This is a genomic window from Vitreoscilla sp. C1, assembly GCF_002951955.2.
Lineage (GTDB): Bacteria > Pseudomonadota > Gammaproteobacteria > Burkholderiales > Neisseriaceae > Vitreoscilla > Vitreoscilla stercoraria.
This window is the reverse complement of sequence record NZ_CP019644.2, coordinates 1839485-1861681: the sequence shown is the minus strand read 5'-3', so window position 1 is coordinate 1861681 and position 22197 is coordinate 1839485. Positions and strand designations below refer to the sequence as shown.

Sequence of the window (22197 nt, the reverse complement as noted above, 5' to 3'; positions counted from 1 at the left end):
ATTGGGTTCCATATAAAATAGGTGTTATGGGTTTACAGGACGCTTGTATCTAATTTAAGCGTCCTGTAACTATATTGGGACTACAGATTAAAATTTAATTTGGATATTGGCACCAATGGCACGACCCATTTGTGTATGACTGTCTTTGTCAGCCAATTGACCTGTGGTGTTCAACCACAACATGTCAGCGGGCAACCAATATTTTTTGTTCAAAACGTTGTAAGTATTCAACGACAGTTTGGTGTGTTTGTTCACATTCCAAAACGCGCCTAAATCCAATAAGCCATAACCGGGTGTTTTGGGCGTGGTTTGGTCAGCACTGGCATATTTGGTTTTGGCGGCAGTGATGGTCCAATCGGCATTGGCGCCCCAAGTTTCATTGGCATAAGCCAAGCCCAAACGGGTTTTCATTGGCAAGGCACTGCTCAAATGGCTGTTGTCATCTTGGTTGACACCACGCATCCAAAAGAAGCTGCCATTGACGTTCCAATAAGGTGCAAAATCATATTGACCACGTGCTTCGATACCATAAGTCACCACTTTGTCCAGATTCACTGCACTCAATTCCATTACCATCGGGAACGGTGGGCGTCCTGAAGGATAGAATGTGTTGATGGTTTGGCTTTCTTGAATGAAGTTTTTATAACGGTTGTAAAAACCGGTGATTTTGGCGTGGGTATTGTCGCCATCGTGTTGCCAGCCAAACTCGAAGCTGTCGGATTCTTCAGGTTTTAAATCAAAATTAGGTATATTGTAATATTGAATTCTGCCGCCTAAAACGCTGTGTGAAGCTGCGCCTTGTGAGTCAAATTGTGGTGTTTTATGGCCTTTGGCGTAAGAGGCAAACAATTGGTTTTCGTCATTCAACGGCAGGTTCAATTTCAAGCTTGGCAAGATTTTGCTGTAACTGCGTTTGGCTGCCATTTGGTCAAAAGACACATTTGCTTGGTTTTTCAAACGATCAAAATCATCGCGATTGGGCGTGGATGTTTCATGGGTATAGCGCAAAGCAGGCGTCAAAGAAAGACCATTGTCAAACACCATACGGTCTTGTACAAATACATTCCAAATATCTCTTTGGTTTTCAGGGTAATACAATAAAGTATCAACTGCACCGACTTGAACCCCTGAAGCGTTGTAATCGGTTTTGTGGCGATTGGTTGATGTTGTAACATTGCGGTATTCCAAGCCTGTCATGATGTTGTGTTGAACACCTGCATCAAATTGCCACAAACCTTGGGTATGAAAACGGTGTTGAGATTGATCATAGCCTTGAAAATGGCGGCTGCTTGGTTCAATTTGGAACAGTTCTGAATCCGAATCTTGGTAATCGTATCCCATTTTGATGGCTTGCAAGCTGCCATTGTTTTCAGGCAGATATTGGTATTGCAAGCTGGCGCGCATGCGTTCGCTGGCAGTGTCATCCAAACTGCCCACGCTCAATAAATCTTGAGAATGACCATTGCGTTTGAAATATTCGCCTGTGGCGCTCAATTGATGTGTACCTAAATCCAGTTTGCCTTTGAGCAAAAGATTGTTGCTGTCATTGTCTTGCTCGCTCGATTGTGCGCCTGCGCTTTGGGTTTCGCCATAGCTGCGATGGGTATACATCACCAAGCCTGAAGCCACGTCGCCTTTGGCAGCACCGCCTAAAGTACTGCTCCAACCTTGATTGCCGCTGTTATAACCGCCTTTGAATAAGCCACCGACACGGCTGCCTTCGGCAATCAAATCTTCAGGATTGTACGTTTTCATATTGACCGAGCCGCCAATGGCTTCACCTGAATATTGTGCTTCAAACGGCCCTTTGACCACGTTGATGGTATTGATGGTATCGGGTTCCACCACATTTTGACCGAATGTCATGCCATTTTTAGAACGATTGTTGTTGCCGCCATACCAAAAACTGTCTTTGAATGAATCGGGTAGGTTCAAACCATCGACCATGACCAAAACTCGGTCTTCTGAAATACCTCGAATATTGAAATTGCCATTGTTCAAGCCTGTTTGGGATTCCACTTCTACGCCGGGCTCATACCGAACCATGGTTTTGAGGTCGTGCGCGCCAGCTTTGTCCAAATCATCGCGACTGATTTTTTGATTGTGGGTGTTGGCAGTCGTTGCTTGGTCGGCATTGATGATAATGGTTGGTAACACGGTTTCTGCTTCGTTATTGGCTGACCATGCAGCTTGTGAAGATAGAGCCGCTAAAGCACTGCAGACACAGTAAACGATGGGACGAAGAGAGCGAATCATTGAAAAACTTTCTGGCAATCGGTATCGGTTGATGAATGGTATAGTTGTGATAATAATTTTGATAATTATTATCATTTGTATTATTATCGGAATGTTCCCAAAGAATTGTCAAGATAAGTTTATTTTTTGTGGTAAAAAGGTTGGGTTGAAACAGATGTCATGTTTTAAAAGTTGTCTTAAATCAAATAATAAGGAAGCAAAATGATTGTTGTGACCAATCGTATCTGTGTGTCTAAAGGCAAAGGTGCTGAAATGGCGCCACGTTTTACCAGTTCTCAAGCTTTGTGTGAGTTTGCAGGTTTCATCAAAGTAGAGGTGATTGTGGTAGAGCAAGAAAATCAAGATGAAATGAGCGTGAATATGTATTGGCGCACTATGGAGGATTTTCAAGTTTGGCGCGCTTCGGATGCGTTTAAAGCGGCGCACAAGCGTCCACCTAAAGGTGAAAATGACCCTAATGCCGTTATTGGTAGCCAATTGTTGTTTGGTCAAGTGGCTGCAACATTGCTGAATGATGCAGTGTCATAATACGTTTAAGGCGTTTTGTAGGCATTTTTTGAGGTTTACAAGACGCTTTTGATGTGTTTGTATGACACTTTTAAAGTGTATAAAAACAAAGTGTTCGTGATTTATGCGATGTTAGAATCGAAAAATGCTTGCGTAAAATCGCCATTGGTGTTTTAATACGCATCTCTTAAGCGCGGCCAGATAGCTCAGTCGGTAGAGCAACGGATTGAAAATCCGTGTGTCGGCGGTTCGATCCCGCCTCTGGCCACCATTTAAGATTGCTTCAAAACTTGTCATGAGACATCATGGCCAGATAGCTCAGTCGGTAGAGCAACGGATTGAAAATCCGTGTGTCGGCGGTTCGATCCCGCCTCTGGCCACCATTTGAATCCAAGTTTCAAAAAATCATCATCTGCTCAAAGGCAGATTTTTTTTTGGTTTTTTGGGGAGGCACTGTTCAAAAATGTGGTTTTCAAGCGTCCTGTAACACCTTTCAATCAAAAAGACTTTGTGCCACTTCAATGAATGCTTGGCAAGCAGGGCTCATATGGGTTTTGTTTTTCACCGCCAAACCAATTTTGCGGCTGACATTCGGGCGCAGCGGTTTTTTAATTACATTTGGATAACGCTCCAATACTTCATCAAACAAAGCCATCTCTGCCACAATACTCGCACCTAGTTGTGCATTGACCATATTGATGATGGTCATTAATTGAGAAAAATGGTATTGGATTTTGGGTTTGGATTGGTGTTGTTGCAAGATTTTCTCAACATAGGTTTGACTGCCTGCGGTGGTCATGATGAAGGGTAGATGATCTAAATCCTTGGGACGAATAAAGGTTTGTTGTGCCAATGGGAAACTGCTGGGAAGCAAAGCCACAAAGCGGTCTTCGGTCAAAGCAAACGTGTCAAAACGCTCATCCGGCAAGACCACAAAACCCACATCAATTTTACGCTCTAACAGCCAAGTGCTGATTTCTTTGTCATCGCCTTCGTCTATGTACACATCAATTTTGGGATAGCGTTGTTGGAAGGCTTCTAAAATTTTGGGCAACAGGCAAATCGAAGCCGAGGTTCCAAATGAACCAATTTTGATGGAGCCTTCGTGTAAACCGCGCAAAGAGGACACATGTTGCTGCAAGGTTTGATTCACACTCAGCAATTCTTTGGCATGTAACAACAACGTGTGCCCTGCCTCAGTGAGCTCAAACTCGGTGTGGTGGCGCGACATCAAGCTCAATTGCCATTCTTTTTCCAAGCTTTTGATGGCATGTGAAACAGCCGATTGTGAAATGTTCAAGCGTTCGGCTGTGGCGGTGAAACTTTTCAATTCTGCCACTAAAACAAAAATGTCCAATTGGGTGAAAGTCATGGCTGATACATGAGTAAAACCTCATTTTATCATGAGTATGCATGAGTGGTATGCTGTGTTCATTCTCAAACAAAGCGGCCTGTAACAGGCGTGAGCGGATGAAAACAAGATGGAACAAATGGTATTGGCGCTGTTTCCAGCAATTGCCTTGATTGCCAGTGGTTATGTGTGTAAACGGCAAAATTTTTTTGGTGCAGATTTTTGGGCAGGTGCGGAGAAGCTGAATTATTACGTTTTGTTTCCAGCTTTGCTGTTTTTGTCTTTATCCAAAGCCAACATTACATGGCAACCATTGGTGCAAGTGGTGTGGGCGATGTTGATGGTGGTGGGTGTGGTGGCAGCTTTGGTATTTTGGTTGGGTCAAAAATACCACATCAGCCCACAACGTTTGGGCGTGTATATGCAAAGCAATATCCGCTTTAACACGTATATTGGTTTGGCGGTAGTGTCTACTTTGGCAGACGGATTGGGTGCGCCGATTTTGGCGGTCATCATGGCGGTGAGCATTCCATTGGTGAATGTTTTGTCTATTGTTTCTTTGCTGCCAAAAGAGCAAATGAATTTGCCCAATATTTTGAAATCATTGTTTAAAAATCCATTGATTGCCTCTTGTGTGGCAGGTTCTGTTGTCAATGTGTTGAACATTCCAATATGGGCAGGCTTGGGGCAATTGTTGCAATTGTTTTCTAATTCCAGTTTGACCTTGGGCTTGTTGTGTGTGGGTGCGGCCTTGCAATTTGGGCAAATCAAACAAAACGCACATTGGGTGGTATTACACAGTGTTTCAAAATTGTTATTGTTGCCCGTATTGGCATTTGGCGTGTGTTGGTTGTTTGGCTTGAGTCCTTTGGCAACACAAGTTTTGGTTGTGTTTTTTGGTTTGCCAACAGCATCGGCATCGTATGTATTGACCAAAGTTTTGAACGGTGATGCGGTTTTGATGGCAGGCATTATCAGCTTGCAAACGGTTTTAAGTGTTTTGACTTTGCCTGCATTGATGTATTTTTTGTTGTGAAAAATGCAATATGCAATCAAAAAAGCCACTGGTGAAACAGTGGCTTTTTTTAGATGTTTGCGTAGCGACCTAAACAGGACCTTGGTATTGCACCCAATTGCCAATACTGCGAGCGTCGTTGACGCGCGTTGCAGAAGTTGGCGAGTTGAGCAAGACCATGACAATAGGGCGGCCTTGAATTTGGGTTTCTACGACCATAGAACGACCGGCTTCACGAATATAACCTGTTTTTTGTACCACCACATTCCAAGTGCCTTCACGCACCAATGCATTGGAATTGGAATATTTTTGGGTTTTGCCCGCACTGGTTGGAATAAACGCTTCGTTGTGGGTGGAGTAATAACGGATGGCTTGGTATTGAGACGCTGCTAAAACCATTTTGGCCAAATCGTTGGCCGTGGATACATTTTGTGGGCTTAAGCCAGTAGGTTCGACAAAGCGAGAATTGGTCATACCCAATTGTTGCGCTTTTTGGTTCATGGCGTTGACAAATGCAGGCATACCGCCTGGATAAGTACGACCCAAAGCATGAATGGCTCGGTTTTCACTGCTCATCAAGCCGATGTGTAGCAATTGTTCACGCGTCAACACCGTACCAATAGACAAACGGCTGCCTGTGCCTTTGAGGCGATCGATTTCATCATTGGTGATGGTAATGCGCTCGTTAGGGTTCAGTCCTGCATCCAGCAATACCATGGCGCTCATCAATTTGCTGATAGAAGCAATTGGACGCACGCTGTTACTGCTTTTTTGATACAAAGGGCGGCCTGTATTGGCATCTAAAATCAAAGCCGATTGTGATGTCAATACCGGACCTAATTGTTGCGCTTCAAAACTCAATTCACGAAATTGTGCTTGGGGCGTGGCTTCGGGAGTGACCAAATTTTGTTCTGAGATAAATTGACCTAAAATGTCTAAATCATCGGCGTGGGCAGGAAGGCTGATTCCTAATGTCAAGCACAAACCTAAAGTGGCATACCAAGTGGGTTTGCGGCGCAGCACGTTTAACATAAGCTGTTCCTTTGTAAATTCGAACTTCATTTTATGATGATAAGGTAATAGTCGCTGCATATTGTACCGAGCTGTTCTCCTTGTTAGTGTTTAGTTGTGTAAACCTAGCCACTATTTACATTGTAGACATTTTTCATTCACATCTTGCTGATTTAAAGCAAGAAGCTTGTGCAAGCTCGGCTTGGCTTATTTTGTGGCATGGTCAAACGGCTGGCTTGGGGCTACAATCAACTTCTTTTTGTTGCTCTCACGAATTGACACCATGGAAAACTACTTAACTCCCAATTTTGCATTTGCTCCCGTGATTCCTGAGTCTGCCCAAGGCAGCCGTGTTTGGGACACTGAAGGTCGTGAATATATCGATTTGGCTGGCGGCATTGCTGTCAATGCGCTGGGACATTGCCATCCTGTGTTACAGGCCGCTTTGAACCAACAAGCGGCAAAATTGTGGCACATCTCCAATCTTTACACGACCCAAGCTGCCCAAGATTTGGCGCAAAAACTGGTTGAAAACACGTTTGCGGACAAGGTTTTTTTCTGTAACTCGGGTGCCGAAGCCAACGAAGCGGCGTTTAAATTGGCGCGCAAATATGCGTTTGACCATTTTGGTGCTGAGAAAAACGAAATCATCGCTTGTGTGAATGGTTTTCATGGTCGCACTTTATTTACGGTGAGTGTCGGTGGACAGCCCAAATACCAAGAAGGTTTCGCACCTTTACCTGCTGGCATTACCCATATTCCATTCAACGATGTGGCGGCTTTGGAAGCGGCCATCAGCGACAAAACTTGTGCAGTGGTGATTGAGCCTGTGCAAGGAGAAAGCGGTGTGTTGCCTGCGGACATTGAATTTTTACAGGCCGCTCGTCGTGTGTGTGACGAAAATCAAGCATTGTTGGTGTTGGACGAAGTGCAAACAGGCATGGGACGTACCGGCAAATTGTTTGCTTACGAGCATTATGGCGTGTTGCCAGACATTGTTTCGAGTGCCAAAGCTTTGGGCGCGGGTTTCCCAATTGGTGCGATGTTGACCAGCGATAAAGTGGCACCAAGCTTGTCTTTGGGTTCGCATGGCAGCACATTCGGTGGTAACCCATTGGCAGCAGCGGTAGGCAGCGCCGCATTTGACATCATCAACGATGCGCAAACTTTGGCACATGTGAATGCGCAAGGTGCACGTTTACAGGACGCTTTGCGCCAAATTGGTGAAGAATTCGGTTTGTTTGAACAAGTGCGTGGTTTGGGGCTCTTAATCGGAGCGGTGTTGAGTGAGGCTTATGCACAACGGGCAGGCGAATTTGTGAAAGTGGCATTGCAACACGGTTTGATGATTTTGAATGCAGGCAGCAATGTGGTGCGTTTTGCGCCAAGTTTGTTGCTCAGTGATGAAGATTTACAGGACGCTGTGGCGGCTTTGCGCCAAACGGCACAAGCTTTTGTGCAAGCGGACAAGTAATCTAGATTGAGGTTAAAAATGGGCAAACGTCGTGTGGTGGTTTTGAGTGGTGCCGGCATCAGTGCAGAAAGCGGCCTGAAAACTTTTCGCGATGCCAATGGCTTGTGGGAAGGTCATAAGGTGGAAGACGTTGCCACGCCTGAGGCGTTTGCCCGCAATCCCAAATTGGTATTGGATTTTTACAATCAGCGTCGAGAGCAATTGCAAACCGTACAGCCGAATGCCTCACATCGGGCGTTGGTGGATTTAGAGCGCGATTTTGATGTGCAGATTATTACGCAAAATGTAGATGATTTGCATGAGCGAGCAGGCAGTACGCAAGTATTGCATTTGCATGGTGAATTGAACAAGTTGCGCAGCAGTGTGCATGAGCATTATGTGATTGATTGGACTGAGCCGCAAACCTTAGCGCATTGCGACCCTTGGGGCAATCCGATGCGCCCGTTTATTGTGTGGTTTGGTGAGAATGTTCCATTGATTAAGGATGCCATTGCTTGGGTGAAACAAGCGGATTTGGTGCTTATTGTGGGCACATCTTTGCAAGTGTATCCTGCGGCAGGTTTGTTACATGAAGCCCCTCCACATGCCAAAATTGTCTATGTCGACCCGAATGCCCAAGCGGTTTTGGGCAACTCAGTACAAACCATTGCAGCGCCCGCAACCATTGGGGTGCCACAAGTGGTGGCGCAGTGGCTAGCAGAACATGATGAGGTGTAAATGAAGTGGTTAAAACCCACAACGTGGTTGGTTTGGATGTGTCGCTATTTGGCGGCACAACGTTTTTCTACGGTCTTGATTTGGGCGGTGATTGGCGTATTGGTTTGGCATGGTGTTTGGCGTTGGGTGGAGGCATGGTTATGGACAGAATCTGCATGGCCTGATGCGTTCAAGCGTCCTGTAAGCCTTGCTGTGTATGTTGTGCCATTTTTGTGGCCTTTAGGATGTTTTTTGTGTTTTATATGGGGTTTGTGGCGGCGTTTTCAGAGCAAAAAAATCATTACAAAATTGCAATACCAGACTAAAAGTGGTTTTGATGATGTGTCGTGGCAAGACTTTGAAGTTTTGGTAGCAGAATTGTTTCGTCGCCAAGGTTTTGACGTGCAATTGCAAGGCGGCGATCACCCCGATGGTGGCATAGATGTGATTGTTAAGCGCGATGGCGGCACATATTTGGTACAGTGCAAGCATTGGAAAGCGCAGCGCGTGGGCGTGAAAGTGGTGCGCGAGTTGTATGGCGTGGTGGCAGCAGAAGGCAAAGATGGCGGTTACGTCATCACTTCAGGACACTTTACGCCTGATGCGGTGGCGTTTGCCAAAGGCATTGCAATGAAACTCATTAACGGTCATCAATTGGCACAAATCATTGAAGAAGAAAAGAATTTATAAGGATGAAAAATGGAAACGCTGCTTGATTAAGCAGCGTTTTTTTGCGACTAGGTTTACAGGCCGCTTAAAATATATTTTGTAACCACGGTATTAAATGTGCAATGGTCACTACCGAAACAATGATGAATGCGCAGCCAATTTTGGCAATCACGCCAGCAATGAAGCCGATAAACGTGCCCAGACCGACTTTGCCTGCTTTGAGCAAATCTTTTTTGTCCAAATATTCACCAATGGCAGCGCCTACCAAAGGCCCCAAGAAAATCGCAATCCACAGGCCACCCAACGACACTACCGCTCCGACCAATGCCCCAATAATACTGCCCCACAAGGCTTTTTTGCTGGCGCCTGTGAATTTGGCGCCTAAAGTGCCTGCCACATAATCGAGCGCAGAGCCGATGATGGCAATCAAGGCAATGGCGCCTAAGCTCCACCAAGACATGTAAAAAAATTGGTTGGCATAGCCTATGGACAGCGCGCCAACAAACATCAACGGCAAGCCAGGCAAAGCGGGATAGACAATGCCTAAGATACCAATCACCAATAAAATCAAGCCAATGATGATAAAAATAGTGGTCATAACTGTTCTTTCATGAATCTGTTTTAATCACATTATGTCGGCAAAATTTGTAAATAACAATTGCCAGAATCAGCATTGTTGCTATTTTTTTATAACTTCTAAGAATAAAAAAATGATTTTTTATTCTTTTTTATTTATGTAAATTCTTGTTACATTGCATTCAATCTTAAAACGGAGTGCAGCAGATGTACATAGTGACCTTAGCAGGAAGTCCGAAGTCGGTTTCGCGTTCAAGCAGCTTGTTACGTTATGTTAGCCAGCGTTTGCATGCTGAATCCATCCAAGTCAAATCGTATTCATTGAGTGATTTCAATCAAGATGCTTTGTTACACGGTGATTTCAATCATCCCAGTATTAAAGCATTTCAAGATGATGTGGAGCGTGCCGATGGTTTGGTGATTGCCACGCCAGTTTACAAAGCTTCTATTTCAGGCGTCCTGAAAATCATTTTGGATGTGTTGGGGCAAGATGCTTTGGCACACAAAGTCATTTTGCCATTGGCAAGCGGTGGTTCGGTGGCACATTTATTGGCTTTGGATTATGCCTTGAAGCCAGTGTTATCAGCGATGAAGGCGCAGGAAATTTTGTCAGGCGTGTTTGCTCAAGACCAACAAATTCAAGTGCAGGAACACAATGTGGTGTTGGATGCCGATTTGAAAGAGCGTTTGGATTGGGCGGTTGGACAATTTCAATATGTGTTGCGATGTCGACGTTCGGCTGGGCAGGCAAACCAAGACACATTGAACGTTCATCCAATCACCTATTAATAGAAAGCATCTTCAATATGAGTCAACCATTTTTAGTATCCCATTTGTTGGTCGCGGCTGTGAGTTTGGCTTTGGCAGCTTGTGGCGTACAAGCTGGTAACGAAGCGAACCAAACGACTGTGGCAGCCGCTGCCACTGCCACTCAAACTACTATTCAAGAAGTACGCATTGGTCATCAGGCATCGGGTTCTTTGGTGTTTTTGAAAGATCAGAAAACGCTGGATGAAGCTTTGGCCAAAGAGAATATCAAAGTCAATTGGGTGAAATTCACTTCAGGTCCTCCGATGCTGGAAGCTTTGAATACGGGCAATTTGGATTTTGCAACGACAGGGGAAGCCCCGCCGATTTTTGCGCAAGCGGCCAATGCAGGTTTGGTGTATGTGGCACACGAAGCGGCTTCGCCTGATTCAGAAGGCTTATTGTTGCCAAAAGGTTCGAATATCACCGATGTGAGTCAATTAAAAGGTAAAAAAATTGCGGTTGCTAAAGGTTCAAGCGCGCATTACACCTTGTTACAAGGTTTGAAAAAACACGGTTTGAAGTTCAGCGATATTACACCTGTGTATTTGCAGCCATCTGATGGTCGTGCGGCATTTGAACAAGGCAGTGTCGATGCGTGGGTGGTATGGGAGCCATATCGAGCTGCGGCTGAAAAACAATTGGGTGCGACCACTTTGTTTAATACTTCAGGCTTAAAACCAAGTTATTCGTTTTATTTGGCGCGTAAAGAGTTTGCTGAGCAACACCCTGCATTGGTGAAGACGATTGTGAAGCATATTGACCAAGCCGACCAAACCATCAATGCCGATTTGAAAGCTTTTGGCAACATCACAGCCAAGCAAGTAGGTGTTCCAGAAGACATTGCTTATGAAGCAGTGATTCGCCGTAAATATGGTGCAGCGTTCATCACACCTGAAATTGCCATTGAACAACAAAAAGTGGCGGATGCATTTTATGCAGAAAAATTGATTCCTAAAGCCATCCAAGTCAACGAAATCATGTGGCAAGCCCCACAAAACTAATCAGGAGCAATAATCATGTCATTGAATATTTTTTGGTTTTTACCAACGCAAGGTGAGTCACGTTATTTGGGCAGTAGCAAAGGTGCGCGTGTTGTAGACCATGCTTATTTGTCGCAAATTGCCCAAGCGGCTGATCGTTTGGGTTTTGGTGGCGTATTGATTCCTACAGGCCGCTCGTGCGAAGACGCCGCTTTGGTAGCCGCTTCTTTGATTCCGTTGACGCAGCGCTTGCGCTTTTTGGTGGCAGTGCGCCCGAGTGTGATTTCGCCAACGGTTGCCGCGCGTCAAGCTGCGACTTTGGATCGCTTGTCCAATGGGCGTGCTTTGTTCAATTTGGTTACAGGTGGCAAGCCTGACGAATTGGCAGCGGAAGGCATTTATTTGGAACATGGCGAGCGTTACGAGGCAGCGGACGAATTTACGCGAGTGTGGACACGCTTGATGGAAGGCGAAGAAGTGACATTCCACGGCAAACACATTCATGTAGACAAAGCGGTGTTGGATTTCAAACCCTTGCAACAACCACGCCCACCTTTGTATTTTGGTGGCTCTTCAGAACCTGCGCACAAATTGGCAGGCGAACAAGTGGATTTGTATTTGACTTGGGGTGAGCCGCCTGCTGCGGTTAAGGAAAAATTGGATGATGTGCGTGCGCAAGCGGCAAAACATGGTCGCACTGTGCGTTTTGGCATCCGTTTGCATGTGATTGTGCGTGAAACCAATGAAGAAGCTTGGCGTGCTGCCGATGAACTGATCAAATATGTCGATGACGATACCATTGCCAAAGCGCAAGCGGCATTTGCGACTCATGATTCAGTCGGTCAACAACGTATGGCGGCTTTGCATGGTGGTGACCGCAATAAATTGGAGGTGAGTCCGAATTTGTGGGCAGGCGTTGGTTTGACGCGCGGTGGGGCAGGAACGGCTTTGGTGGGCGATGCACAAACTGTGGCAGCACGCATTCAAGAATATGCTGATTTGGGCATCGACACCTTTATTTTTTCAGGCTATCCACATTTGGAAGAAGCTTATCATGTGGCGGAATTGTTGTTCCCATTGTTGGATGTGAATAAGCCTAGCATTCCAAATATTGTCGAGCAAGAAGCCCGTGGCGATGTGGTCGGACACAGTTTCCGTCCTGCTGCGCTCAGCGCCAGCTAAAGGAGAATATCATGGCACAATTGAAAGCCAAGACCTTGCCTGTTGTACGCCCGCAAGCAAGAGGCGTCCTGAAAAGCATTTTATTCAAGCACCAGCAAAAATGGTTGCCATGGTTGTTGCCTTTGACCTTGTTGTTGGTGTGGCAAGCAATGTCGGTGTGGCATTGGTTGCCTGAGCAGTATTTGCGCAATGTGTCTTCACCTTTGGCTGTGGCGCAAGCAGGCTGGGCATTGGCGGTCAATGGTGAGTTATGGGTGCATTTGGGCATCAGTGCCGCGCGTGCGCTCACGGGTTTGTTCATTGGTGGCGTGACGGGTTTGGCTTTGGGTGTGGCAACCGGCTTGTCACCGACTGTGCGGACTTTGTTGGATACCACTTTGCAAATGTTGCGTAACATTCCCAATTTGGCTTTGATTCCATTGGTGATTTTGTGGTTTGGGATTGATGAAGCAGCAAAATTATGTCTTGTGGCTTTGGGCACGTTTTTCCCGATTTATTTGAATACGTTTCATGGTATCCGCAATGCCGATGCGGCTTTGATTGAAATGGCGAAAAGTTACGGTTTGTCAGGTTGGGCATTGTTCAAAGAAGTGATTTTGCCGGGGGCTTTGCCGAGTGTTTTGGTGGGTTTGCGTTTTTCTTTGGGCATCATGTGGTTGACCTTGATTGTGGCAGAAACAATTTCGGCAACCAGTGGTATTGGTTATTTGGCGATGCATGCGCGGGAGTTTTTTCAAACTGACATCATCATTTTTACCATCTTGGTTTATGCGTTATTGGGTTTTGTGGCTGATTGGATTGCGCGCCAATTGGAACGTGTATTGTTGCGCTGGCATCCAGCTTACGTGGTAAAACAAGGAGACAAAGCATGAGTCAAGACGCTTTTGCGTTGCGTTTGGTCAACGTACACAAATCATTCGGTCCTCGCCACATCATCAAAGGCGTGCATTTAGACATACAAGCAGGCGAGTTTGTCGCCATTGTCGGGCGCAGCGGTTGTGGTAAATCGACCTTGTTGCGGTTGTTGGCGCAATTGGATGACGTAACCGATGGACAAATTGTGTCTTTCAATCATACGGATGCGCAACGCCAAGCAGCCACCCGTTTGATGTTTCAGGACGCTCGTTTGTTGCCTTGGAAATCGGTGTTGGAAAATGTGGGTTTGGGTTTGGAAGGCGATTGGAAGCCACGAGCATTTAAGGTTTTGGCGGATGTGGGATTGGCAGAGCGAGCGCACGATTGGCCTAGCAGTTTGTCTGGCGGTCAAAAACAGCGTGTGGCATTGGCGCGTGCCTTGATTCATCAGCCGAAAATCTTATTATTGGATGAGCCTTTGGGTGCATTGGATGCGTTGACACGTTTGGAAATGCAGCAATTGATTGTCAAGTTGTGGCAGCAATATGGCTTTACGGTGGTATTGGTGACGCATGATATTAATGAAGCGGTCTTGACGGCACAGCGAGTGGTTTTGATTGAGCAAGGACAAATTGATTTGAATGAAACTGTGACCTTGCCTTATCCAAGAACGCAATTGACGGAAGTGGCACACATTGAGCAAAAGATTTTGGATCGCATTTTGAATTTGCCCAAATACGAAGTGGAATATGCTATTTAAAAGCTGTTTTATCAGTAATAAGCGTCCTGTAAACTTTACAGGACGCTTATTTTTAGGCGTTTAAAACCCTAAAGATTTCAAACGCACAATTTGGCAAATGCTTCAAAATACGTTGGGAAGGTTTTGTTCACGCATTCAGGTTCATTGATAATAATCGGTGTGCCCAATAATGCAATCAATGAAAAACACATTGCCATGCGATGGTCATCATATGTGTCGATGCGCACGTTTGGTTTTAAGGGCGCTTGGGCATGAATGCTGATGTAGTCTTGTCCTTCGACAACGTGCACACCCAGTTTTCGCAATTCGGCAGTCATCGCGCTCAAACGGTCGGTTTCTTTGACACGCCAGCTTTCGATATTGCGAATGTGGCATTCTTGACCTGTGGCAACGGCAACGATTGCCAAAGTCATTGCAGCATCGGGAATGTGGTTGGCATCGAAATCAAAAGCTTGGATGGCTTGTTTTTTGTCGCGCCAAACTGTGATGCTGTTGTCACCATAAGAAACGTGTGCACCGATTTGCACCAAAGCATCGACAAATGCCACATCGCCTTGAATGCTTTTTTCATTGATGCCTTCGACGGTGATTTTTTTACCTGTGAGCAAACCTGCTGCCAAAAAGTAAGATGCACTTGAAGCATCGCCTTCGACATGCAAAGATTCTGGCGCATGGTAAAGCGCATTGGCAGGCAAATGGAATACTTGGTGTTGCTCGTGCTCAATGACGATGCCAAACTGTGCCATCAATTTTAAAGTGATGTCGATGTAGGGTTTGGAAATCAATTCGCCGACCACCTCAATAGTATAAGCTTGTCCTGTTAATGGCAAAGACATCAATAAAGCGGTTAAAAATTGGCTAGAAACATTGCCTTTGACGGGAATCGTGCGTTGTTCATTGTCACGCCAAGGGTGGATTTTCAAAGGTGGATAAGCTTCGTTTTGCAAATATGTGATGTCCGCACCTGACAAACGCAACGCATCAACCAAGTCACCAATAGGGCGTTCGTGCATACGTGGTACGCCCGACAATTCATAATGTCCTTGCATCAATGCCAAAGCGGCGGTTAAAGGGCGAAAAGCCGTACCTGCATTGCCTAAAAACAATTGTGCGTCTTTGTTGGGGAAGCGCTGCTTGCTGCCGTGAACGCGATGGCTGTTGGCATCAATCGTTTCAATGACAACACCTAATTGTGCCAAAGCCTCGAGCATGCGCTGGGTGTCATCTGAATCTAGAACATCGTGTAAAACACATTCATTGTCTGACAAAGCCGCCAATAACAAAGTGCGGTTACTGATGCTTTTAGAGCCAGGTAAGCGAACATGGCTGTCACGAATGTTGCTAGCAGGTAGGAAAATAAAATCTTTCATCATCAACTCAAAGTAAAGGCGGCCTGTAAAAACCATTCAACGAGAAGCGTCAGTGTAAACAACTTCATGTGATAGATAAAGATTTTGGCATAATTTTGGCATTTTATGCCAAGTTTAAAGTTGGTTTTTACAGGACGGGCAATTGTAGCCGCCTCTATATATAATGTGTGTTTGCTTGGTTTTAACTGAAAGGCACAATATGACAGCAGTCATTGCAATTGATGGGCCGAGTGCTTCGGGAAAAGGCACGGTTGCCGCGCGCGTGGCCGCGGCTTTGGGCATGGATTATTTGGATTCAGGCGCTTTGTATCGTTTGACGGCTTTGGCAGCGCAGCAGCAAAATTTGGCTTGGGACGATGAAGCGGCAGTCGCTGGCGTTGCTGCGGCTTTGGATGTGGTGTTTGCCGATGGTCAAATTTTACTAAAAGGTGTGGATGTGAGCGCAGCCATTCGCGCAGAAACCATTGGCATGGGTGCTTCCACCGTGGCCAAATACCCGCAAGTACGCATGGCTTTGCTTGAGCGTCAACAAGCGTTTGCTGGCGAGCGTGGCTTGGTTGCGGATGGGCGAGATATGGGCAGCGTGGTGTTTCCTGATGCGGCATTGAAAGTATTTTTAACTGCAACAGCAGAAGAGCGTGCGCGTCGTCGTGCTTTGCAATTGAATATTGACTTGGCCAGTGAGCGATATCAAGCGATAGTCCATGACATTAAGCAGCGCGATTTCAATGACATCAACCGTTCTGTTGCGCCATTACAGCAATTACCAGATGCTTATTTATTAGATACCACTGAGTTAAGCATTGAAAATGCGGTAAAAAAAGTTTTGGAATGGTATCAACAAGTTTGATTTTTAGGATATAATCGCTGACTTACGGTTTTAAATTCAAATATTTGAACCAAGTTGATGATTTTTTTGTCAATTAATTGATTTATTTAGCTTACTTGGCCAAGGCAGTAAGCTGTGACTAACTAACCTCTGCACACCTTGGCAGTGTATTTGTGAGAATTTATGAGTATGGAAAATTTTGCCCAGCTGCTTGAAGAAAGTTTTGCATTACAGGAAATGGGCGTTGGTGAAGTGATCACCGCTGAAGTGGTTGCCATTGACAATAACTTCGTAACTGTAAACGCTGGTTTGAAATCAGAATCTTTGATTGATGCAAACGAATTCAAGAACGCTCAAGGCGAAGTTGAAGTCAAAGTTGGTGATTTCGTTACTGTTACTATCGAATCTGTTGAAAACGGTTTCGGTGAAACTAAATTGTCACGCGAAAAAGCCAAACGTGCTGCTGATTGGGTTGCTTTGGAAGAAGCAATGGAAAATGGCGACATCTTGTCTGGCGTGATCAACGGTAAAGTCAAAGGCGGCTTGACTGTGATGATCAACAGCATCCGTGCATTCTTGCCAGGTTCTTTGGTTGATACCCGTCCTGTAAAAGACACGACTCCTTACGAAGGTAAAGAGATCGAGTTCAAAGTCATCAAATTGGACAAAAAACGCAACAACGTTGTGGTTTCTCGTCGTGCAGTGTTGGAAGCAACTTTGGGCGAAGAGCGCAAAGCATTGTTGGAAAACTTGCAAGAAGGTTCAATCATCAAAGGTATCGTTAAGAACATCACTGATTACGGTGCGTTCGTTGATTTGGGCGGTATCGATGGCTTGTTGCACATCACTGACTTGGCATGGCGCCGTGTGAAACACCCTTCTGAAGTTTTGGAAGTGGGTCAAGAAGTTGAAGCTAAAGTATTGAAATTCGACCAAGAGAAGAGCCGTGTATCTTTGGGCTTGAAACAATTGGGCGAAGATCCTTGGGATGGTTTGGCACGTCGTTACCCACAAGGTACTCGTATGTTCGGTAAAGTGACTAACTTGACTGACTACGGTTCATTCGTGGAAATCGAACAAGGCATCGAAGGTTTGGTTCACGTGTCTGAAATGGACTGGACTAACAAAAACGTACACCCAAGCAAAGTGGTTCAATTGGGCGACGAAGTAGAAGTGATGATCTTGGACATCGACGAAGACCGTCGTCGTATCTCTTTGGGTATGAAACAATGTATGCCTAATCCTTGGGATGAGTTTGCTGCAAACTTCCAAAAAGGCGACAAATTGTCTGGCGCAATCAAATCTATCACTGATTTCGGTGTGTTTGTAGGTTTGGCTGGCGGCATCGATGGTTTGGTTCACTTGTCTGATTTGTCTTGGTCTGAACAAGGCGAAGAAGCGGTTCGCAAATACAAAAAAGGCGATGAAGTTGAAGCTGTTGTATTGGCAATCGACGTTGAAAAAGAACGCATTTCATTGGGTATCAAACAATTGGAAGGCGATCCATTCAACAACTACTTGGCAATGAACGACAAAGGTGCTTTGGTTAAAGGTTCTGTGAAATCTTTGGACGCTAAAGGTGCTGTAATCGATTTGGGTAATGACGTTGAAGGTTACTTGCGCGCTTCTGAAGTATCACGCGATCGCGTTGAAGACATCCGCACTCACTTAAAAGAGGGTGATGAAGTTGAAGCGGTTATCGTGAACGTAGACCGTAAAAACCGCAACATTAACTTGTCTATTAAAGCCAAAGACGCTAAAGAAGAGTCTGATGCATTGAAATCTGTTTCTGGCGGCAGCGCAAATGCTGGCACTACCAGCTTGGGCGACTTGTTGAAAGCCAAGTTGTCTGGCGAGCAAGAATAAGAGGCAAGTGCATGACCAAATCTGAGTTAATGTTACGCTTGGCAGAGTTGGTTTCTGCTCAAAAAGGGACTCAATTGGTCGCTAAAGATGTGGAGCATAGTGTTAAAGTATTGGTTGATACGATGACACGCTCATTGGCTAAAGGCCAACGCATTGAAATTCGCGGCTTCGGTAGTTTTGATTTGAACCACCGTCCTGCACGAGTAGGTCGTAATCCTAAAACAGGCGATAAAGTGGAAGTACCTGAGAAATATGTACCACACTTTAAACCTGGTAAGGAATTGCGCGAGCGCGTGGACCAAGCCTTGCAAAATTGTAATTGATTGAATCAGTCACTAACAAAGCACCGCTATTTAGCGGTGCTTTTTTGATGCAAGGTACGGTACAATCTTTAAAACTTATTAATAAAGTATCTTATGACTCAAACCATGAACACTTTTACCCCTCCGTCATTTCAGGGCGAGCGACCAAAAACTTGGTATGCCGAAGCTAAGCAACAAAAAGGTTTCATTGCAGACAATGCCCAAGAAATGGCGATTGCGCATTTGGATCAATTGTGGGGTGAATTAATGGCCTTTAAACAAAAGCGCAATCGCTTTTTAGGTCGCAGCATTCGTTCGCCGCAATCGCCAAATGGCTTGTATTTGTGGGGTGGGGTGGGTCGAGGTAAAAGCTTTTTAATGGATGCTTTTTTTGGGTGTTTGCCATATCGTCGTAAGCGACGTGTGCATTTTCATGCTTTTATGGCTGAAATGCATGCTCGTCTAGGCAAATACAAATCAGAAGAAAATCCAGTGGATATTGTGGCTGCAGAGCTGGCGCGAGAAGTCCGTGTGTTGTGTTTCGATGAGTTTCATGTCAGTGATATTGCCGATGCAATGATTTTAGGTCGTTTATTAGAAGGTTTATTTAATCGTGGTGTGGTGATGGTGGCGACGTCCAATTATGAGCCTAAAAATTTGTATTTCCAAGGTCAAAATCGCAGCAGTTTTCTACCCACGATTGCACTGATTGAAAACCATTTACAGGTCATCAATGTGGATGGTGGTGAGGATCATCGTTTGCGCACGTTGACGCAAGCGCCGATTTTTTTGGTGCCAAATGATTCGCAACATGAAGCAAAATTGTCAGAGTTGTTTGAAAAAATGACGCAGGGGCAGACCCGTTTGGAAAATACCATCAGTATTTGGGACCGGCCTTTAAAAGCCAAAGCGCACACAAGCAAAGCGATTTGGTTTGAGTTTGAGACTTTGTGTTTTGGTCCTCGCTCTCAGGCGGATTATTTGTATTTGGCACAAAATTATGAAATGGTGTTTGTTTCTAATATGACAGCGTTGACACCTTTGCAGCGCAATGAAGCACGTCGTTTAACTTGGCTGGTTGATGTGTTTTATGATTACCGTGTCAAAATGTGTGCTACGTCAGAAGTTGAAGCGGGAGAGATTTACATAGAAGGTTCTTTTGCAGAGGAATTTACCCGTACCGTAAGCCGAATGGTGGAAATGCAATCGCATAATTATTTGTCTTTACCGCATTTAAGTTTAGGTAATAACAAAAGTTGACACATATAGACGGCAAAATGGCTACAACAAGGCAAGAAACCTTGCTAAAATAGCAGATTGCATGAAAATTTCTTAATGGAGCATAAAAATGGCAATTGAAAAAACAATTTCTATCATCAAACCTGATGCAGTAGCGAAAAACGTGATTGGCGAAATCTACTCTCGCTTTGAAAAAGCTGGCTTAAAAATCGTTGCAGCTAAAATGAAACAGTTGAGCCAAGCAGATGCTGAAGGCTTTTACGCTGTACACAAAGAACGTCCTTTCTTCAATGACTTGGTATCTTTCATGACTTCTGGTCCTGTTATGATTCAAGTATTGGAAGGCGAAAACGCAGTTTTGGCTAACCGTGAATTGATGGGTGCTACCAACCCTAAAGAAGCGGCTGCTGGCACCATCCGTGCTGATTTTGCTCAATCTATCGATGCTAACGCGGTTCATGGCTCTGACAGCTTAGAAAATGCAGCGATTGAAATCGCTTACTTCTTCTCTGCTGAAGAAGTTGTTTCACGTTAATTTTGTAATCATCGCCGCTTAGAGGGCGTCCTGTAAGCGGCTTAAAGTATTAGATATGACCACCAATTTATTGAATTTTGATTTACCCCAATTGACCGCTCACTTCGAAGAAATGGGTGAAAAAGCTTTTCGTGCCAAACAAGTGATGCGTTGGATGCACCAAGGTGGTGCTTCATCGTTTGACGAAATGACCGATTTGGCTAAATCGTTGCGCGCTAAATTGAATGACCAAGCACAATTGGTGGTTCCGGATTTAATGACATCACAGCAATCTAAAGACGGTACACGCAAATGGTTGTTGGATGTGGGCACTGGTAACGGTGTCGAAACAGTGTTCATTCCTGAAGCGGAGCGCGGTACTTTGTGTATTTCTTCGCAAGTCGGTTGTGCTTTGGAATGTACATTTTGCTCTACAGGTCGCCAAGGTTTTAATCGCAATTTGTCTGCGGCTGAAATCATTGGTCAATTGTGGTGGGCGAATAAAGCCATGGGTGTGACACCTAAAAATGAGCGCGTCATTTCCAATGTGGTGATGATGGGTATGGGCGAGCCTTTGGCCAATTTTGACAATGTGGTGACGGCTTTGAATATCATGCTTGATGATCATGGCTATGGTTTGTCACGTCGTCGTGTGACGGTATCCACTTCAGGTATGGTGCCGCAAATGGATCGCTTGAAAGAGGTTGCACCTGTAGCATTGGCTGTGTCTTTGCATGCATCGAATGATCGCATTCGTGATGAAATTGTGCCATTGAATAAAAAATATCCATTAAAAGAATTGATGGCCGCTTGTGAGCGCTATTTGGTTAAGGCACCACGTGATTTTGTTACGTTTGAATATGTGATGTTGGATGGTGTGAATGATCATCCGCAACATGCTCGCGAATTGGTTGAGTTGGTGAAACATGTGCCCTGTAAATTCAATTTGATTCCATTCAATCCCTTCCCTAATTCAGGTTATGAGCGTTCAAGCAATGCGCGTATCAATGTCTTTAAAGAGATTTTGATGGAAGCGGGTTTGATTGTGACTGTGCGTAAAACACGTGGTGATGATATTGATGCAGCATGTGGCCAGTTGGCAGGTCAGGTCAAAGACAAAACCAAGCGCCAAGCTAAGTGGGAACAAATTTATTTGGATAAAGGACAGTCATGAATTTGAAAATTGCTTCAATCCTTGCGGTAAGTTTTTTGGCTTTGAGTGCTTGTAGTTCTAGCAAATTGAAAGAGCCAACAAAAGCAGAAAAAGCTCAAGATTTGGCTAGAATTCAAAATCAATTGGCCATTGAGTATATGAATGCTCAAGACTACCGCGCTGCAATTGAAGCAATTGATAAGTCATTGGCAATAGACAGTCGCAGTTTGAATGCATTATTGACCCGGGCTGAAATTTATCATTATTTGAAGATGACAGACAAAGCTGAGGAAAGTTATCAACGTGCTTTGTCGATTGAGCCCAATAGCGCTGAAGTGAATAACAATTATGGTTGGTACCAATGCAATACCTTAGGGCGTATTGCTGAATCCTTAACGCATTTTGATGTGGCTTTAGCAGACCCTACTTATCCAACCCCATTTATTGCTTATTATAATAAAGGTATTTGTTCGGCGCGTTTGGGGCAGTATGCTCAAGGCGAGGCTTTATTAAAGCAAGCTTTGGCAGCCAATCCGCAGTTTACAGTAGCCAATAAAGAATTGGCACGTTTGAAAATGAACGAAGGGCAAGATGCCTTAGCCAATACTTATTTCAAGATATACCAAAGCCAAATACAACGTTTGTCTGCCGATGATTTATTATTAGGTTGGCAGATTTCCCACCGTGTGGGGCATATACAGGCCGCAGCTGAGTATGAAATGCAGTTGCGTTCTACTTACCCATATTCCGATGAATTAAGACAAATGACCACAGGACACTAA

At 44.9% G+C, this 22197-nt stretch carries 22 protein-coding genes and 2 tRNA genes; 19 read left to right on the top strand and 5 right to left on the bottom strand.

Annotated features, from left to right (window positions below; all coding sequences use genetic code 11):
* Window positions 1–87: 87 nt before the first annotated feature.
* On the bottom strand, window positions 88–2256 hold the full coding sequence (locus ADP71_RS09175) for a TonB-dependent hemoglobin/transferrin/lactoferrin family receptor (protein WP_171461099.1): 2169 nt from the start codon (window positions 2254–2256) through the stop codon (window positions 88–90).
* Window positions 2257–2457: 201 nt separating this feature from the next.
* Between ADP71_RS09175 and ADP71_RS09170 the strand changes: the two genes are divergently transcribed.
* The 3 genes from ADP71_RS09170 (at window position 2458) to ADP71_RS09160 (ending at window position 3146) form a co-directional block, all read left to right on the top strand.
* Entirely contained in the window at window positions 2458–2784 is a 327-nt protein-coding gene (locus tag ADP71_RS09170; protein WP_019957165.1) for a heme oxygenase, read from the top strand.
* Between the two features lie 174 nt (window positions 2785–2958).
* Window positions 2959–3034, top strand: a tRNA-Phe gene (locus tag ADP71_RS09165).
* 36 nt (window positions 3035–3070) lie between these two features.
* Window positions 3071–3146: transfer RNA gene (locus ADP71_RS09160), tRNA-Phe, on the top strand.
* A gap of 110 nt (window positions 3147–3256) precedes the next feature.
* Here ADP71_RS09160 and ADP71_RS09155 read toward each other — a convergent pair.
* Window positions 3257–4135 (bottom strand): LysR family transcriptional regulator, encoded by an 879-nt coding sequence (locus ADP71_RS09155; protein ID WP_171461098.1) that lies wholly within the window; start codon window positions 4133–4135, stop codon window positions 3257–3259.
* Between the two features lie 109 nt (window positions 4136–4244).
* On the opposite strand from ADP71_RS09155, the gene ADP71_RS09150 reads away from it, so the two are divergent.
* Window positions 4245–5150: an AEC family transporter gene (locus tag ADP71_RS09150; protein WP_019957168.1), complete on the top strand. Its 906-nt coding sequence runs from the start codon at window positions 4245–4247 to the stop codon at window positions 5148–5150.
* A 69-nt stretch (window positions 5151–5219) separates the two neighbouring features.
* Here ADP71_RS09150 and ADP71_RS09145 read toward each other — a convergent pair whose 3' ends face one another.
* Window positions 5220–6161, bottom strand: a complete 942-nt coding sequence (locus ADP71_RS09145) for a D-alanyl-D-alanine carboxypeptidase family protein (protein ID WP_019957169.1) — start codon at window positions 6159–6161, stop codon at window positions 5220–5222.
* A gap of 262 nt (window positions 6162–6423) precedes the next feature.
* Between ADP71_RS09145 and ADP71_RS09140 the strand changes: the two genes are divergently transcribed.
* From ADP71_RS09140 to ADP71_RS09130, 3 genes are read left to right on the top strand one after another with little or no spacing between them, the layout of a single operon-like run.
* On the top strand, window positions 6424–7614 hold the full coding sequence (locus ADP71_RS09140) for an acetylornithine/succinyldiaminopimelate transaminase (RefSeq protein WP_019957170.1): 1191 nt from the start codon (window positions 6424–6426) through the stop codon (window positions 7612–7614).
* Window positions 7615–7632: 18 nt separating this feature from the next.
* Window positions 7633–8331, top strand: coding sequence for an SIR2 family NAD-dependent protein deacylase (locus tag ADP71_RS09135; RefSeq protein ID WP_104932044.1), 699 nt, complete (start codon window positions 7633–7635; stop codon window positions 8329–8331).
* Entirely contained in the window at window positions 8332–9000 is a 669-nt protein-coding gene (locus ADP71_RS09130) for a restriction endonuclease (protein WP_019957171.1), read from the top strand. It abuts the gene before it with no gap.
* Between the two features lie 64 nt (window positions 9001–9064).
* On the opposite strand, the gene ADP71_RS09125 is transcribed toward ADP71_RS09130, so the two are convergent.
* Complete coding sequence (locus ADP71_RS09125) at window positions 9065–9577, bottom strand: DUF456 domain-containing protein (RefSeq protein ID WP_019957172.1); 513 nt, start codon at window positions 9575–9577, stop codon at window positions 9065–9067.
* 185 nt (window positions 9578–9762) lie between these two features.
* Between ADP71_RS09125 and ssuE the strand changes: the two genes are divergently transcribed.
* Genes ssuE through ADP71_RS09100 form a run of 5 tightly spaced genes read left to right on the top strand, consistent with a single transcriptional unit; the run spans window position 9763 to window position 14142 of the window.
* A complete protein-coding gene (gene ssuE / locus ADP71_RS09120; RefSeq protein ID WP_081619513.1) occupies window positions 9763–10344 on the top strand; it encodes an NADPH-dependent FMN reductase in 582 nt (193 codons plus the stop codon).
* Between the two features lie 17 nt (window positions 10345–10361).
* On the top strand, window positions 10362–11366 hold the full coding sequence (locus ADP71_RS09115) for an aliphatic sulfonate ABC transporter substrate-binding protein (protein WP_104932043.1): 1005 nt from the start codon (window positions 10362–10364) through the stop codon (window positions 11364–11366).
* Window positions 11367–11381: 15 nt separating this feature from the next.
* Window positions 11382–12527, top strand: coding sequence for an FMNH2-dependent alkanesulfonate monooxygenase (ssuD, locus tag ADP71_RS09110; protein ID WP_104932042.1), 1146 nt, complete (start codon window positions 11382–11384; stop codon window positions 12525–12527).
* Between the two features lie 11 nt (window positions 12528–12538).
* Window positions 12539–13399 (top strand): aliphatic sulfonate ABC transporter permease SsuC, encoded by an 861-nt coding sequence (ssuC, locus tag ADP71_RS09105; RefSeq protein WP_104932041.1) that lies wholly within the window; start codon window positions 12539–12541, stop codon window positions 13397–13399.
* Window positions 13396–14142, top strand: a complete 747-nt coding sequence (locus ADP71_RS09100; protein WP_019957177.1) for an ATP-binding cassette domain-containing protein — start codon at window positions 13396–13398, stop codon at window positions 14140–14142. The genes ssuC and ADP71_RS09100 overlap by 4 nt, the downstream gene beginning before the upstream one ends.
* Before the next feature lie 77 nt (window positions 14143–14219).
* Here ADP71_RS09100 and aroA read toward each other — a convergent pair whose 3' ends face one another.
* Window positions 14220–15512: a 3-phosphoshikimate 1-carboxyvinyltransferase gene (gene aroA, locus ADP71_RS09095; RefSeq protein ID WP_026353367.1), complete on the bottom strand. Its 1293-nt coding sequence runs from the start codon at window positions 15510–15512 to the stop codon at window positions 14220–14222.
* A 199-nt stretch (window positions 15513–15711) separates the two neighbouring features.
* On the opposite strand from aroA, the gene cmk reads away from it, so the two are divergent.
* The 7 genes from cmk to pilW all read left to right on the top strand — a co-directional run bounded on the left by cmk (window position 15712) and on the right by pilW (window position 22197).
* Entirely contained in the window at window positions 15712–16362 is a 651-nt protein-coding gene (cmk, locus tag ADP71_RS09090) for a (d)CMP kinase (protein ID WP_104932040.1), read from the top strand.
* A gap of 162 nt (window positions 16363–16524) precedes the next feature.
* Window positions 16525–18207, top strand: coding sequence for a 30S ribosomal protein S1 (rpsA, locus tag ADP71_RS09085; RefSeq protein WP_104932039.1), 1683 nt, complete (start codon window positions 16525–16527; stop codon window positions 18205–18207).
* Between the two features lie 11 nt (window positions 18208–18218).
* Window positions 18219–18530, top strand: coding sequence for an integration host factor subunit beta (locus tag ADP71_RS09080; protein ID WP_019957181.1), 312 nt, complete (start codon window positions 18219–18221; stop codon window positions 18528–18530).
* A gap of 93 nt (window positions 18531–18623) precedes the next feature.
* Window positions 18624–19769, top strand: coding sequence for a cell division protein ZapE (gene zapE / locus ADP71_RS09075; RefSeq protein WP_026353369.1), 1146 nt, complete (start codon window positions 18624–18626; stop codon window positions 19767–19769).
* Between the two features lie 88 nt (window positions 19770–19857).
* The gene (ndk, locus tag ADP71_RS09070) at window positions 19858–20283 is read left to right on the top strand and encodes a nucleoside-diphosphate kinase (protein ID WP_104932038.1); all 426 of its coding nucleotides are present in this window, start codon (window positions 19858–19860) and stop codon (window positions 20281–20283) included.
* 55 nt (window positions 20284–20338) lie between these two features.
* Window positions 20339–21436: a 23S rRNA (adenine(2503)-C(2))-methyltransferase RlmN gene (rlmN, locus tag ADP71_RS09065; RefSeq protein ID WP_019957184.1), complete on the top strand. Its 1098-nt coding sequence runs from the start codon at window positions 20339–20341 to the stop codon at window positions 21434–21436.
* On the top strand, window positions 21433–22197 hold the full coding sequence (gene pilW / locus ADP71_RS09060; protein WP_019957185.1) for a type IV pilus biogenesis/stability protein PilW: 765 nt from the start codon (window positions 21433–21435) through the stop codon (window positions 22195–22197). The genes rlmN and pilW overlap by 4 nt, the downstream gene beginning before the upstream one ends.